At 70.3% G+C, this 13694-nt stretch carries 12 protein-coding genes; 3 read left to right on the plus strand and 9 right to left on the minus strand.

What is annotated here, in order from left to right; translation table 11 throughout:
• Nucleotides 1-71: 71 nt before the first annotated feature.
• Nucleotides 72-1796, plus strand: a complete 1725-nt coding sequence (locus tag ACIGQF_RS08125) for an alpha/beta hydrolase (RefSeq protein ID WP_399707029.1) — start codon at nucleotides 72-74, stop codon at nucleotides 1794-1796.
• 52 nt (nucleotides 1797-1848) lie between these two features.
• Here ACIGQF_RS08125 and ACIGQF_RS08130 read toward each other — a convergent pair whose 3' ends face one another.
• The 7 genes from ACIGQF_RS08130 to ACIGQF_RS08160 form a co-directional block, all read right to left on the minus strand.
• A complete protein-coding gene (locus tag ACIGQF_RS08130; RefSeq protein ID WP_399707032.1) occupies nucleotides 1849-2541 on the minus strand; it encodes a lysostaphin resistance A-like protein in 693 nt (230 codons plus the stop codon).
• Between the two features lie 55 nt (nucleotides 2542-2596).
• On the minus strand, nucleotides 2597-4297 hold the full coding sequence (locus ACIGQF_RS08135; RefSeq protein WP_399707035.1) for an MFS transporter: 1701 nt from the start codon (nucleotides 4295-4297) through the stop codon (nucleotides 2597-2599).
• Nucleotides 4290-5783 carry an alpha-amylase gene (locus tag ACIGQF_RS08140; RefSeq protein WP_399707039.1) on the minus strand — a complete coding sequence of 498 codons (1494 nt, stop codon included), beginning with the start codon at nucleotides 5781-5783 and terminating at the stop codon, nucleotides 4290-4292. Before ACIGQF_RS08140 ends, ACIGQF_RS08135 begins: the two co-directional genes overlap by 8 nt.
• Entirely contained in the window at nucleotides 5780-8473 is a 2694-nt protein-coding gene (locus tag ACIGQF_RS08145) for an MGH1-like glycoside hydrolase domain-containing protein (RefSeq protein ID WP_399707042.1), read from the minus strand. Before ACIGQF_RS08145 ends, ACIGQF_RS08140 begins: the two co-directional genes overlap by 4 nt.
• 119 nt (nucleotides 8474-8592) lie before the next feature.
• Complete coding sequence (locus tag ACIGQF_RS08150; protein WP_399707044.1) at nucleotides 8593-9354, minus strand: sulfite exporter TauE/SafE family protein; 762 nt, start codon at nucleotides 9352-9354, stop codon at nucleotides 8593-8595.
• 119 nt (nucleotides 9355-9473) lie between these two features.
• Nucleotides 9474-11147: a glycosyl hydrolase family 28-related protein gene (locus ACIGQF_RS08155; protein WP_399707046.1), complete on the minus strand. Its 1674-nt coding sequence runs from the start codon at nucleotides 11145-11147 to the stop codon at nucleotides 9474-9476.
• Between the two features lie 110 nt (nucleotides 11148-11257).
• Nucleotides 11258-11416: a hypothetical protein gene (locus tag ACIGQF_RS08160; RefSeq protein ID WP_399707048.1), complete on the minus strand. Its 159-nt coding sequence runs from the start codon at nucleotides 11414-11416 to the stop codon at nucleotides 11258-11260.
• A 251-nt stretch (nucleotides 11417-11667) separates the two neighbouring features.
• Between ACIGQF_RS08160 and ACIGQF_RS08165 the strand changes: the two genes are divergently transcribed.
• Entirely contained in the window at nucleotides 11668-11829 is a 162-nt protein-coding gene (locus ACIGQF_RS08165) for a hypothetical protein (protein WP_399707050.1), read from the plus strand.
• Between the two features lie 278 nt (nucleotides 11830-12107).
• Nucleotides 12108-12503 carry a molybdopterin-binding protein gene (locus ACIGQF_RS08170; RefSeq protein ID WP_399707052.1) on the plus strand — a complete coding sequence of 132 codons (396 nt, stop codon included), beginning with the start codon at nucleotides 12108-12110 and terminating at the stop codon, nucleotides 12501-12503.
• Here ACIGQF_RS08170 and ACIGQF_RS08175 read toward each other — a convergent pair.
• On the minus strand, nucleotides 12409-12864 hold the full coding sequence (locus tag ACIGQF_RS08175; RefSeq protein WP_399707054.1) for a helix-turn-helix domain-containing protein: 456 nt from the start codon (nucleotides 12862-12864) through the stop codon (nucleotides 12409-12411). The genes ACIGQF_RS08170 and ACIGQF_RS08175 overlap by 95 nt on opposite strands.
• A 143-nt stretch (nucleotides 12865-13007) precedes the next feature.
• A complete protein-coding gene (gene phzG, locus ACIGQF_RS08180) occupies nucleotides 13008-13655 on the minus strand; it encodes a phenazine biosynthesis FMN-dependent oxidase PhzG (RefSeq protein ID WP_399707056.1) in 648 nt (215 codons plus the stop codon).
• Between the last annotated feature and the right edge of the window lie 39 nt (nucleotides 13656-13694).

Consider the following 13694-nt stretch of genomic DNA (forward strand, 5'->3'; position numbering starts at 1 on the left):
GGTCATGCACTGACATCGGTCGCACCGGTCGCTGCTCTGTCCTGGCGCGGCCTTCCGGACGGAGGGTAGCCATGGTGGAAAACAGTCCGGGGTCACCGGCCGGCCCGTCCCGGAGTGCGGATGCCTCGGCGGCGGACGAACCACGCCCGTCGCCGAGGTCCCGCAAGCGCCGGGAGCTGCTGTCCGTCACCCTCCCCGGCTGTTGGGGAGCGCTCCTGTTCGCCTGTCTCTCCTACACCCCGTCGCTGCTCCCGCGCGGCGGCATCCTGCAGGGCCTGATCTGTGGCATCAACGCGGCCCTCGGTTACGGTGCCGGCGTGCTCGCCGCGTGGGTGTGGCGTGCGTTCGCCGATCGCGAGCCGCGGCCCCCGCACCCCAGGTCCTGGACCGCGTTCTTTCTCAGTGCGGCCATCCTGTTCGGCCTCTTCTTCGGCTTCGGGCAGTACTGGCAGTACGAAATCCGGCGGCTGATGGGAGTCACCCACTACAACATCCCGCTCGCCGTGATCTCGCCCCTCATCGCGGCACTGGTCTTCGGCCTCCTCCTGCTGACCGCGCGCGGCATCCGCGACCTGTATCGCCGGCTGAAGGACCTGCTGAGGCGCTGGGTCGGGCCGCGCGCGGCGACCGCGGTCGGCTGGGCCCTGGTCGCCGGCCTCGTCTGGGCGATCGTCACCGGCCTGCTGCTCAACGGCTTCGTCGGCGTCGCCAACAAGGCGTTCTCGCTGCGCGACACCACGACCGAGGAGGGGGTGCGCCAGCCCTCGTCGAGCCTGCGCTCGGGCGGGCCGGGCTCGCTCGTACCGTGGGACTCGCTGGGCAGGCAAGGGCGGAACTTCACCGGCACCGGCCCTTCGGCGAACGACATCGCGAGGTTCACCGGCCGCCTGGCAAGGGCGCCGATCCGGTCCTACGCCGGGCTGGCATCGGCCGGCAGTGCGGAGTCCCGGGCCGCCGAAGCGGTCGCCGATCTGACCCGGCAGGGCGGCTTCCGGCGCGAGAACCTGCTCGTGGTGACGACGACCGGGAGCGGTTGGGTCGATCCCGCGGCGGTGGACACGTTCGAGTACCTCAGCGACGGCGACTCGGCCACCGTGGCGATCCAGTACTCCTACCTCCCGTCCTGGCTCTCCTACCTGGTCGACCAGACCAAGGCACGCGAGGCGGGCCGCGCCCTCTTCGACGCCGTGTACGACAGTTGGTCGAAGCTGCCACCGGGTGACCGTCCCCGGCTGTTCGTCGCCGGGGAGAGCCTGGGGTCGTTCGGCGGTGAGACCGCCTTCAGCGGCGAGTACGATCTGCGCAACCGCACCGACGGCACACTGTTCGCCGGCCCTCCCGCCTTCAACACACTGTTCCGGGAATTCAGCGACGGCCGCGACGCCGGCAGCCCCGAGATCCTCCCCGTCTACAAGGAAGGACGCACCGTCCGGTTCGCCAACGATCCGGCGGCCGAGATCCCACCGGCGAGCCGGCCCTGGAAGGACAGCCGAGTCCTCTACCTCATGCACCCGTCCGACCCGATCGTCTGGTGGAGCCCACGCCTCGTCCTCAGCAAACCGGACTGGCTCGGCGAGCACCCCGGCGCCGACGTACTCCAGCAGATGGTGTGGCTGCCCCTCGTGACCTTCTGGCAGGTCACCGCGGACCTTCCGTTCTCCACCGACGTCCCGAGCGGCCACGGTCATACGTACACCACCGAGTACGTCGACGCATGGAACGCCGTCCTTCGGCCCGCGGACGTCACCACCCAGGACCTCGACCGTCTCAAGGACATCATCGCGGCCGAGAAGTGACAGCGTGACGGCCGACATCACCGCCGTACGGCGCGTGCCTGCCACAGGCCGGTCAGCGCAGCAGCAGGAAGCCGGCGAGATAGCCGAAGGCGTTGACCGCCCAATGCAGGCCCATGGGCGCCAGCAGGCTGCCGCTGCGGCGGCGCAGCTCGCAGAAGAGCACGCCCGCGGCCCCGGTGAACAGCACCGCGACCACGACGGCGGCCACCGCACCGAGCGCGGACTGACCGAACACCGGCGTCAGCGCGGGCTTAACGCTCGCCAGCTGCAGTGACGGCAGGACGTGCCACAACCCGAACAGCAGACTCGACACGGCCGTCGCCCACACCGCGCCCCGGGCCCGGCGCACCAGGCCGTACAGCACACCGCGGAAGGCGATCTCCTCCAGCAGCACCGTGCCGAGGGGCACCGTGACCAGGACTCGCACCGCCATCTGGCCTCCGGTCAGCGTGCTGTACCGCTCGTCCGCGAACAGGACACGGGCTGCCGGAAGCAGCGCCGCTGCCGCGTAGCCCACGCCGACCAGCCCGATCAGCACCACGGCCCAGCGCGCGCCACATCCCAGCGTGGCGGGGTCCAGCCCCGCATCTGCCCAGGTACCTCCGGCCCGGAAGAGCACCCCCAGCAGCAGCGCGGCGGAGATGAGGGCGGTCAGCCACCCCCACTCGGGCAGACAGCGGTTGTTCGCCAGGTTGGCGGCCACCAGCACGGCCACGACGACAGCCACTGCCGTGCCGGTGCCCATCGGCCGCGGTGTGCGGGAAGGGCGGGGCACCGTCCCCTTCGCACCGCGCCGGTGCTCACGCATGCCGCCGCTGTTCCCGTGCGGGAGCCGGCTTCCGTGCGGCCCGAGGCAGCCGCGCTGCCAGTGCGGCGCCGGACAGGGCGAAGACGCCCATGGCTGCCATGGCGGCGGTCAGACCGTCCTCACGGGCCTGGACGTTGATGCGTACGAGTTCGTCGGCGGGCGGCCCGGTGATGCCCTGCCTGCCCAGCTCCGCCCGCAGCTGCTGGTCGCTCACCGCGGTCGCCTGCACGCTGTGCTCCAGTGCGTGCTCCACGGTGACCTTCTGGCCGGCGGTGAGTACGGTACTGGTCCGGACCGAGGCCAGCACCGTACTGATCAGGACACCGATCATCAGCGCGCCGGCCAGGGCGATCCCCAGCGACTGGCCCAGGTAGGAGAAGCTGCGCGAGAGTCCGGCGACGTCGCTGACCCGGTCCTCGGCAGCAGAGGACTGGACGAGGTCCGGGAGCAGTGTGCACAGGCCGAGGCCGAGACCGGCGACCGCCAGCCCGGGAGCGATCTTCAGGCCGGAGCTGACCGGCTCGAACGCGAAGACGATCATTGCGGCACCGGCGGCGATCAGCAGGAAGCCGACGATGATGAGCGGCTTGCGTGTCGTGCGTCCCCTGCCGACGGCCCGGGTGCCGGCCGCCGCGCCCAGGACGAGCATCACGGTCGCCGGGAGCAGCGTCAGACCGCTCTCCAGGGCGTCGTAGTCCAGCGTCGTCTGCACGAATACGGGGACGAGGAAGAACACCCCCGCCAGTACCAGGAACTGCAGGCCCAGGGACAACGACCCCACCCGTGTGGCCCGGTTGCGCAGGACGGCGGGACGTACGAGGGGATCGCGTCCGGTATGTATGCGGTGCCGTTCCCACCAGGCGAACAGTGCGAGCACCACGACACCGGACAGTCCGAACACCACCGTGGGCGAGACAGCGCCCTCGCCGAGCACGGTCCGGCCGGACAGCACAACGTCGGTGCGTGTGGTGAGCAGCCCGTACCGGCTGGCCAGCAGGGTGCCGAGCACGATCAGACCGAAGCCCAGCGCCGACAGGACAGCGCCCAGGATGTCGAACGACGGCTGCCTGACGGTTTTCGGGCGGGGTATACGCTGCCGGTTGATGAGGACGACGGCGACCGCGGTCACGGCGGTCTCCAGGAGGAACGAGACCCGCCAGCTCAGATAGCGAGTGAGCACGCCGCCGAGAAGGGGGCCGAGCGCGGCGCCCACTCCTGCGGCCGCGCCGACGAGGGTGAGGGCGCGGGTACGCGCGGCGCCGGTGAATGCCAGCGTGGCGATGGACAGGATCGCCGGGAAGACCAGGGCCGCGCCGATGCCTTCGAGCAGCGACCAGCCGAGGAGCATGACCGGCAGACCCGGGCTCAGCGCGGTGACCAGGGCGCCGCATCCGTAGAGGGTGGCGCCGAGGGTGAACATGCGCAGGTGCCCGGCCCGGCTGCCGAGTTTGCTGCCGGTGATCATCAGTGCGGCCATGACCAGGGCGTAGAGCGAGATCGCGGTCTGCACTCCGGTCAGTGTGGTGTCGAGGTCGGTGACGATGTCGGAGACGGCGACGTTCATGGCCGTCGAGTCGTACGCCATGAGCAGCTGCTGGGTAGCGATGACGGCAAGGACGACCCGGGCAGCGCCCGCGTCCTCTGCCCGCCCCGCCGCCTCCCCTGCCCCCGCGGCCTTCCCGCGGTCAGCCACGGCCCGGCTCGGCCGGCTCGACCGTGAAGAGATGCACGCCCCAGGCGTCCAGGTCGACGAAGAGTCCGGGGCCGGCCAGTTCGCGACCGGAGCGCTCGTACTGGGAGTCGTCCAGCAGACCGGTCAACCGCACCTGACTGTCCGCCAGTTCGGACCATGGCAGCCGCACCCTGGCCTGGGAGCGATGTCCGGCGAAGTTGACGATGATCACGAACCGGCCGGTCTCCCCCGTCCAGCACCAGGCGAGCAGGGCACGGTGCGAGGCGTTGTCCGGCCAGCCCTCGCACTCCAGGAGGCGCCAGTCGCCGTTGCGCATTCCGCTCCTGTGCACGGCACTCAGCAACCGTTCGTGGAACGCCCGCAGCCCGGCGTCGGGCGGTTCCTCGGGGCGCCGGGTCAGGAAGACCGGAAGGCGCGTGCGGCGGCCGGTGAACTGGCCCTCGTGCCACAGCGTCGCACCGGGGAGGGTGGCCATCATGACGGCAGCGGCACGTTCTTCCAGCGGGCCGAGGTGCGCTGCCACCCTCGGCTCGTCGTGGTTCTCCAGGAAGCGTACGAGGCGGCGCTGGTAGTCCCCGCCCGCTCGCAGATGTGCACGCACGGGCTCCGCGCCCTCGTGCAGGATCCGGTCGTACAGGCGCTTGTCGTAGCAGAAGTCGAACCCCTGCTGCTGCAGGGTCCATTCGAGATCCCAGTACGCCTCGGCGACGAACGCCATACCGGGGCGCCGCTGCCGTACGCCGGACAGGACGACGGTCCAGAAGTCCTCCTCCGGCAGCGGGCCGGCATGGCGTCGCCAGGTCCTGGCGAAGATGTCGTTCATCAGCAGCATCGCCATGTCGCAGCGGACGCCGTCGCAGAGCTCACCGATCCGGGCGAGTACATCCGTGGTGGCCGCGCGCAGCCCCGGCGCGAACGCGTTGAGCTGCACCACGTCCGGCCAGGGCGGGAAGAACGGGTCCCGGCCACGGGCGAGGACCCTGCCCCCGGCCTCCAGGTAGGCGGCCGGGTCACGGCGCAGATCCTCGGCGGTGCCCTGGACGAAGTATTCGGGGTGCTCACTCACCCAGGGGCTGTCCGGCGCGAGATGGTTCGGTACGTAGTCGAGGAGCAGGCCGATGCCCCGACGGGCCAGCTCGGCGCGTGCCGAGGTAAGTCCCGCGTTGCCGCCCAGCGTCTCGTCGACGACATAGCGGCGGATGCAGTACGGCGACCCGGCGATGTCCTCCTCCGTCACATCCGGCAGTGCTTGCCTGAAGGCGCTGCGCAGCGCCGGGTCGCGCAGGGCGATGTCCCGGCCCACGTCGCTGCGTTCCCACACCCCCATGAGCCAGACGGCGTCGATGCCCTGCGGGGTGATCTCGTCCCAGGCATCCTTGGGTACCTCGCCCAGACCGGCCGGGCGGCCGGGGCGCGCCTGGAGTTCGCGGAGCCACACTCGGGTGTTGACCTCATGGATGACGGGCTGCGCCGGGAGTTTGGTCATGGTGTCCGCCTCCGGGCGGGGTCGGCCTGGAAGTCCTCGGGCGTGAGGTGCCCGAAGACGGTCATCAAGGTGGCGACCAGGCCCGTCCAGCCGGTCTGGTGGGCGGCGCCGATGCCCGCGCCGTTGTCGCCGTGGAAGTACTCGTGGAAGGAGATCAGGTCGCGCCAGTGCGGGTCGTTCCGGAATTTCTCCTGCCCGCCGTACACGGGCCTGCTGCCGTCGGCGTCGCGCAGGAAGAGCCGGGTGAGCCGCGCCGAGATCTCCTCGGCGACCTCGTAGAGGTTCATCCGGACGCCGGAGCCGGTGGGGCATTCGACGGTGAAGTCGTCTCCGTAGAACGCGTACAGGTTGAGCAGCCCGCGGATGATGAGGGCGTTCACGGGGAACCAGACGGGGCCGCGCCAGTTGGAGTTGCCGCCGAACATCCCGGAGTCCGATTCGGCGGGCAGATAGCCGACCCGGTATTCCTCGCCGTGCACCCAGAAGGTGTACGGGTGCTCGGCGTGATGGCGGGAGAGGGACCTGATGCCGTACGGGCTCAGGAACTCGTCCTCGGAGAGCAGATACGCCAGGACCCGTTGCAGCTTCTTCTCGTCGACGACGGAGAGCAGCCGGGGGCCGCCGGAGACGCCGCCCTGAGCCGAGGCCAGGGTGGCGGTGAGCGAGGGATGCCGGCCGGCGAAACGGCGCAGCCGGTCACCCAGACCGGGCACCTTCGCCAGTTGGGCGGGCCGGAACACGGTGGCGGCGCACAGCGGAAGCAGGCCCACCATCGAACGGACCTTCAGCCGGACCGCCTGCCCGTCCGGCAGCCGCAGGACGTCGTAGAAGAAGCCGTCCTCCTCGTCCCACAGATCGTCCGGCAGGTCACCGGTGCGGTCCATGGCCCCCGAAATCCACAGGAAGTGCTCGGCGAACTTGAGCACATGCTCCTCATAGACGGCGGGGTTGTGCTCGACCAGCTCCCCGGCGATCTGCAGCATCGTCTGGCAGTACAGGGCCATCCACGCGGTGCCGTCGGCCTGTTCCAGCTGTCCGCCGGTGGGCAATGGCGCACTGCGGTCGAACACGCCGATGTTGTCCAGACCGAGGAAGCCGCCCTGGAACACATTGCGGCCCGCGGGGTCCTTGCGGTTGACCCACCAGGTGAAATTGGTGAGCAGCTTCTGGAAGACGCGCTCCAGGAAGTCCCGGTCGGACCGGCCGGTACGGCGCTGTTCCAGGACGTAGAGGAAGTACGCGGCCCAGGCGTGGACCGGCGGATTGACGTCGGTGAAGTTCCATTCGTACGCCGGGATCTGGCCGTTGGGGTGCAGATGTGTGCCGCGCAGCAGCAGTTCGAGCTGCTCCTTGGCGAAGTCCGCGTCCACGATTGCCAGCGCGACGGCGTGGAAGGCCAGGTCCCAGGCGGCGAACCACGGGTACTCCCACTTGTCCGGCATGGCCACGATGTCGTCGCTGACCAGGTGGAACCACTCGTGATTACGCATCGCCCGGGGCGGCACGCGCCACGGCTCCAGGCCGTGGTCGGCAAGCCAGGCCTCCACATCGAAGTGGTAGTACTGCTTGCTCCACAGCATCCCGGCCAGCGCCTGACGCATGACACGGGCCTCGTCCTCGGTCGCGCCGTCCGGGATCAGCGTGCGGTAGAAGGCGTCCGCCTCGGCCCGCCGGTCCCGGAAGACGCGGTCGAAGTCACGGGCCAGGGGCATCGGAGAGCCGGTGGGCGCCAGGCGCAGCCGTACGGTCTCGCTGCCTCCCGCCGCGATGGTCAGGGTGTAGTGGGCCGCTGCCTTGGTGCCTTCGCGCGCGGGATTGACCGCCTCGGTCTCGCCGCCCGCGACGTACCGCCCGATGCCGTCCTTGACGTACGGCGAGGCGTTGGGTGATCCGAAGAGCCGTTCGTTGTTGGTCTCGTTCTCGGTGCACAGCAGCGGTACCTGGCCGCCGCACCTCAGGTCGTAGCTGCCCAGGTCGGGATGGGCGGCGCGGAGCGCGGTCGTGCCGCGCGGGCTCTCGACGGCGGCCAGTCGGGGCTTGCCGCCCCCTTCCCGCCAGGACCAGGTGTTGCGGAACCACAGCGTCGGCAGCAGGTGCAGTGTGGCCTCGTCCGGTCCGCGGTTCTCGGCGGTGATCCGGATCAGGATGTCGTCCGGCGCAGCCTTGGCGTACTCCACGGTGACGTCGAAGTACCGGTCGTCGTCGAAGATCCCGGTGTCCAGTAGTTCGTACTCGAACTCCTGCCGGCCGCGGGCCCGGTTGGTGGTCACCAGGTCGTTGTACGGGAACTCGCCCTGCGGGTACTTGTACAGATACCGCAGGTAGGAATGGCTGGGCGTGCTGTCGAGATAGAAGTAGTACTCCTTCACGTCCTCGCCGTGATTGCCCTCGCTGTTGGTCAGCCCGAACGCCCGCTCCTTGAGGATCGGATCGCGCCCGTTCCACAGCGCGACCGCGAAGCACAGCCGCTGCTTCTCGTCGCAGATGCCGCCGAGGCCGTCCTCGCCCCACTGGTAGGCGCGCGACCGGGCGTGATCGTGCGGGAAGGAGGACCAGGCGTCTCCCGACTCGCTGTAGTCCTCCCGGACCGTGCCCCACTGCCGTTCGCTGAGGTACGGCCCCCACAACCGCCACTTCCCGCCTGTCTCGGCGGCCGCTCCGGTCTGCTGCGTCTGCGCCTTCGTGGTCATCCGCGTACTCCCTCACCGCACGGTGGGTCTCCGGGACTGCGTCAGTCTGGCGAGGGTTCTCCGGTCGTGCATCACCTGATGCGGGTGAGCGTGTCGGCCCGGCGGCCGGCTCGCGCGCGTCAGCGCAGCAGCAGCTGCAACCCGCCGAGCACCGTCGCTCCGATCACCAGGTGCTCGAAAAGCCGTTGGTTGATCCGGTTCACGCACCGCTTGCCGACGTAGGCGCCGGGCAGCACGAAGAGCACGAGGGCCGCGTCCAGGAGCAGTGACCGGGCATCGATCAGGCCGAGGCCGGCGCTGAAGGGCAGCTTGGAGGTGTTGACGATCAGGAAGAACCAGGCCGAGGTGCCGAGGAAACCAAGCTTCTTGAAGCCGGTGGAGATCAGATAGAGGGACATCACAGGGCCGCCCGCGTTGGCCACCATGGTGGTGAAGCCACCGAGCACACCGTACGAGCGGGTCTTCAGGCGGCCACTGCCCGCCGCGCTCTCGTCGTCCCTCTCCCCCGCTGTGTTCGCGGCGCGTCTGCGCCACACCGTCACCGCGGACATGAACAGCAGGATCGCGCCGATCGAGGTGCGCACCACCGCGTCGTCCGCCCACAGCATGAACAGCGTCCCCAGCACCACACCTCCGGCCACTGCGGGGAACAGCCGCCAGAGCGTGGGCCAGTGGGCATGGCGCCGGTAGGTGAGCACCGCCAGCACATCGCCGACGATCAACAGCGGCAGCAGCACTCCGGTGGATGCGCGGGCGGGCAGTACGGCCGCGAAGACGGCGAGACTGATCGTATTGGCCCCGCTGACGGCGGTCTTGGAGAAGCCTACGAGACCTGCGGCAGCGGCGAGCGCGAGGAATTCCCAGAGGGTGACAGTGAGCATAGGGAGACCGATGCTATGTCCATCGATTCCGTGGCCGCATGACCGGGGGCAGATGCATGACCGGGGACGGGCGCGCGGGAACGGTATTGCCGCCGTCCGTATCGGTCATGGGAGGCCGGTCATGGGCGCAGCCGCCGCTGTGCTTCGTACAGGTTCCGCGGCCGGACCGCTTCGGGGCTGCCGTAGGCCTCCAGCCTGCTGTGCAGGTCACCGGTGAAGTCCGGGACATCGATCTGGTCGAACTCGCGGACCGGGGAGATACCGACGGTGGCGCTGTACGGGGCCAGACCGTCGATCCTCACCAGGCCGGCCCGCCCGTTGGTGACGCGGATGTTCCAGTGCGTGAACCGCGCGCCGAAGAGGGGGCCCGCGCTGGCGTCCCCGCCGTGCCGGCCGTTGTTGTCCAGCGTGATGTCGGTACGGACGTTCGCGAAGGGCATCCCCCGGTGGCTGTCGAACGTACCCATTTCCATCCGGCCGCGGGACCAGACGTTGTAGCTGGACAGGCCCTCGACGTTGATGCCGTGCAGCTGGGTGCCCGGTGGCGCGGGGACGGTGCGCTCCTCGATGGTGAAGTCCTCGACGAGGTTGTCGTGCGAGCCCTCACGGCAGAAGTACGGATGGTGCGCGCCGCGCCCAGCCACCCGAGTGGAGCGCAGGGTGCAGGCGGAGGCCGCGACGAAGCCGAAGCCGTTGTCGACATGGCGGACGGTCACATCCTGCGCCCAGCAGTCGTACGCACACTGGAAGACGAGCCCGTTGTAGCCCTTGTCGAGGAGGTGCGGGGACTGCGGCGTCTCGACGGCTTCGAGGGCGAGCCCTTCGACCCCGGCACCCGTGAGTGCCCGGACGTGAGTGGTGAGCTGCGGGTCCCACTCCGGGCGTATGTCGAGCGGGAGCGGACGCTCGAAGGTCACCGCGCTCCCCTTGACGTGCGCGATGCGCACCGGCCACTCGTAAGGCACATAGCTGGTGAGCTTGGTCTTGTCGCCCCAGACGTACGCCTCGGGACCGGGGCCGCCACCCGCCATGTGCTCCAGGAGGGTGTGGTCGGGGTCGTCGGCCAGGCGCAGCAGGACCAGGTCGCCGCGGTCGAGGCGGCTCGTGTCGTCGACCGTCACCCTCCAGGAGCCGCGGCGGGACGGGTGCACGGCGGTGAGCGGACGCCACTCGTCCCGCCGGTTGCCCGTCCAGCCCTCGAACGGCCACTCCTGCTTCTTGATCGCCGTGACCAGCGAGTCCCAACGGGCTTCCGGGCAGAGCCAGATGAGGCCGCCCGCCCAGGACCAGCTGGACTTGTCGCCGCCGTACCGGCTGCCGTACGGGCCGATCAGCTCGGTCAGGTTCTTGGTGGCGTGGAGTGTGGTGCGGCCGCTGCCCGCGCCGCGCAGGACGACGCCGTCGTGGCCGATGCGGATGACGTCGTCGATGCGGTAGGTGCCGGGCGGGAGGGTGACGGTGCCGCCACCGCGCCGGCCCACTGTCTCGATGGCGCGGTTGATGGCGGGAGCGGCGTCGGCCGAGCCGTCGGCGGCCGCACCGAGATCGCGTACGACGTCGATGTCCCGCGCGCCGGCGCTCCGGGCAGCGGCGGAGCGGCGGTCCGGTCCTGCGTCGGCCCGGCAGCCCGCCCGGCCCACGTACGGGACCTGCGGGTGCATGAAGGGCCGGGCGGTGAACTCGCCCCAGAGACCCGTACGGTGACCGGCCGCCGTGGCCTCGACGGTGGGCAGCGCGGCCGACGCGGCGACGCCGATCGCACTGCCCAGCAGGGTGCGTCTACTGATCTCCATGAGCCCACCTTCCATGGATATGAACAGTGTTCATATGAGCGACGAGCGTGAGGATGCCACGGGCGCACCGGAAGGCGGAAGGGGTGCGAAGGGTTGTTGGTGAGAAGAACTCAGTGGACCTGCTCGCGACGGTGTGCGGGCTTGTTGGGCGGGCGGGTGGGCGCCCGGTCGGGACGCCGCTGAGTCGGCTGCTGGGCCGGCCGCTGGGTCACGGACGCGGCGGTGAGGGGGGTGGAGGGCGAGTTCGTGGTGCGGGGCGAGAAGGGCATGGTCCGGGCTCCTGCCTGGTCTAAACGGCCGATCGCGGATCGTCGGTTCCCAGGAGAAGCGCGTTCCGGAAGGCACACCCGGGTGGAGATACACCACTTCCCAAGGGCATGCCTCCGTTCCGAAGCATGTTCGACGCGTGCCCGTCCTCTCCCCCGGCAAACGTTGCGCTCTACCGCCGGGGCAACGCGGAAGGGCCGGTCCCGCGGGGTGCGCCGGCGGTACGTGGGTACCGAATCGGCGGCGGTGGTAGGTGAGTGCCGGCCCCGTGCGCTACCGCGTGGGCGGCCGCCTTCCTCTGCCGTGCACCGGCGTCGGGCTGGCGCTGCGTGCCTTCGCGCCGCCGGCCGTCCAGGAGCACGCCATCGCCACGTACGAGCCCGGACGCGGTCACGACGACATTGATACCCCGTAGCCGCGCCGGTGCGGGACGGCGCCGAGGTGATGGCCGTGTTGTCGGTCGTGGCGCCGAGCACCGGTTTCGCGGACTCGGGCTACGGCCCGGCCGTCCGGGCAACCGCCCGCGCGATCTCCCACCGGCTCCCGGACGGCAGCCATCGGGTGTCCGCTTCCGGAAGTGCGGACGCGCAGCTGTGACAGCTGAGAGCGGGCCGTCCTCGCTCGGCCATCGGCCGGTAGTCGACGCCGGGAGCCCCGCGCCAGTAGCTCGGCGGCTGATCTATCTTGGCGTTCATGCAGTCATACACGATCGGCCAGGCGGCACGGCTGCTCGGCGTGAGTCCGGACACCGCGCGGCGGTGGGCGGACTCGGGCCGGGTGGCGACCCATCGTGACGAGGGCGGGAAGCGGCTCATCGACGGCAAGGACCTGGCCGCCTTCTCCGTGGAACTCGCCAAGGGCGGCAGTGGTGAGGAGGACGCCTCCTACACCTCGGTACGCAACGCCTTCCCCGGCATCGTCACCGCGATCAAGCTGGGCGACGTCGCCGCGCAGGTGGAGATCCAGGCCGGTCCGCACCGGCTGGTCTCGCTGCTCACGCGAGAGGCCGTGGAAGAGCTGGGGCTGGAGGTCGGCATGGAGGCCACCGCGCGGGTGAAGTCGACGAACGTCCACATCGACCGCGTCTGAGCGAGCCACGCCGAGGAGGCGGCAGGGAGTCCGGCCACCGCGCGGGAGAAGCCGATGCGCGTGCGCGTCGAGCGGGCGTGGCGGACGTGGTGCTCGGTTCCGGCGTCCGGCACAGCAGGGCCGCCCACAGGTCGAGGCGGTCCCGGAGGCTGGAGAGGTTCCGGCCGGTGAAGTGCTCGACGCGCTCGATCCGGTAGTGCACCGTGTTGACGTGCAGGTGCAGCGCATCGGCCGTACGGGCCCAGGAGCCGTCGTGCGTGAGGAACGCCTCCAGGGCGCGCAGCAGCGCGACGGAGGAACTCCCCGTGTTGAGCAACGGCCCTCGATCTCCGCGAAGAGCGTACGGCCTTCGCCTGGGCATCCAGCAGGCGCACGGCGCGCGTGGCTTCGCCGTCCGACACGCAACCGAACGTAACCGCCCGATTGCCCTTCCCGCAATGCAAAGAGATCATCGTCCGCAGGCGGCATCGGCGTGCCGGGGCCACGGCCCGACGGCTGTATTCCTCACGGCTGCAGCCGTTCCCACGACCAGCTCTCGTCGGGAGCACGGTCGTAGCGGAGCCTGCGGTGCAGCCGGTCCGGGCTGCCGTACCAGAACTCGATGCTCTCCGGGACCAGGCGGTAGCCGACCCAGCCCTCCGGGCGCGGCACCGGCCCGCCGGCGGTGAGCAGGTCCCGGGCACGCGCCCGCAGAGCATGGTCGTCGGTGAGCGGGCGGCTCTGCTCCGATACGGCCGAGGCGGCTCGGGCAGCCTCGGGCCGCGCAGCGAACAGGGCATCGGAGGCGACAGGAGAGAGTACTTCGACGGGGCCGGTCACCGTGAGCTGCTGCAGTGTCTCCCGCCAGTAGAAGGACAGCGAAGCCCAGGGCCGCTCGGCCAGTTCACGCCCCTTGCGACTGCCCCGGGCGCTCCCGAAGACCAGACCGCGCCCGTCGAACTCCTTGATCAGCAGCACCCGGACCGAAGGCCGCCCGCTGTCGTCGGTGGTGGCCAGAACCGCCGCGTTCGGCTCCCGCACTCCTCGCTGCGCGGCGCTGTCCAGCCATGTGCTGAGCAGACCGAGCGGTTCGGCAGGCGGGGTGTCGAACTCGGTCAGCTCCAGGGTGGTGTCCCCGGTCAGGGCCGCGGGCCGTCCGGCGTTGTCGTTCATGCTCCTCCGTCACACTCGGGCTCGGCGAGGTCGCCGCGA

It is taken from the genome of Streptomyces sp. NPDC053560 (genome assembly GCF_044544605.1).
Taxonomy (GTDB): Bacteria; Actinomycetota; Actinomycetes; order Streptomycetales; family Streptomycetaceae; genus Streptomyces.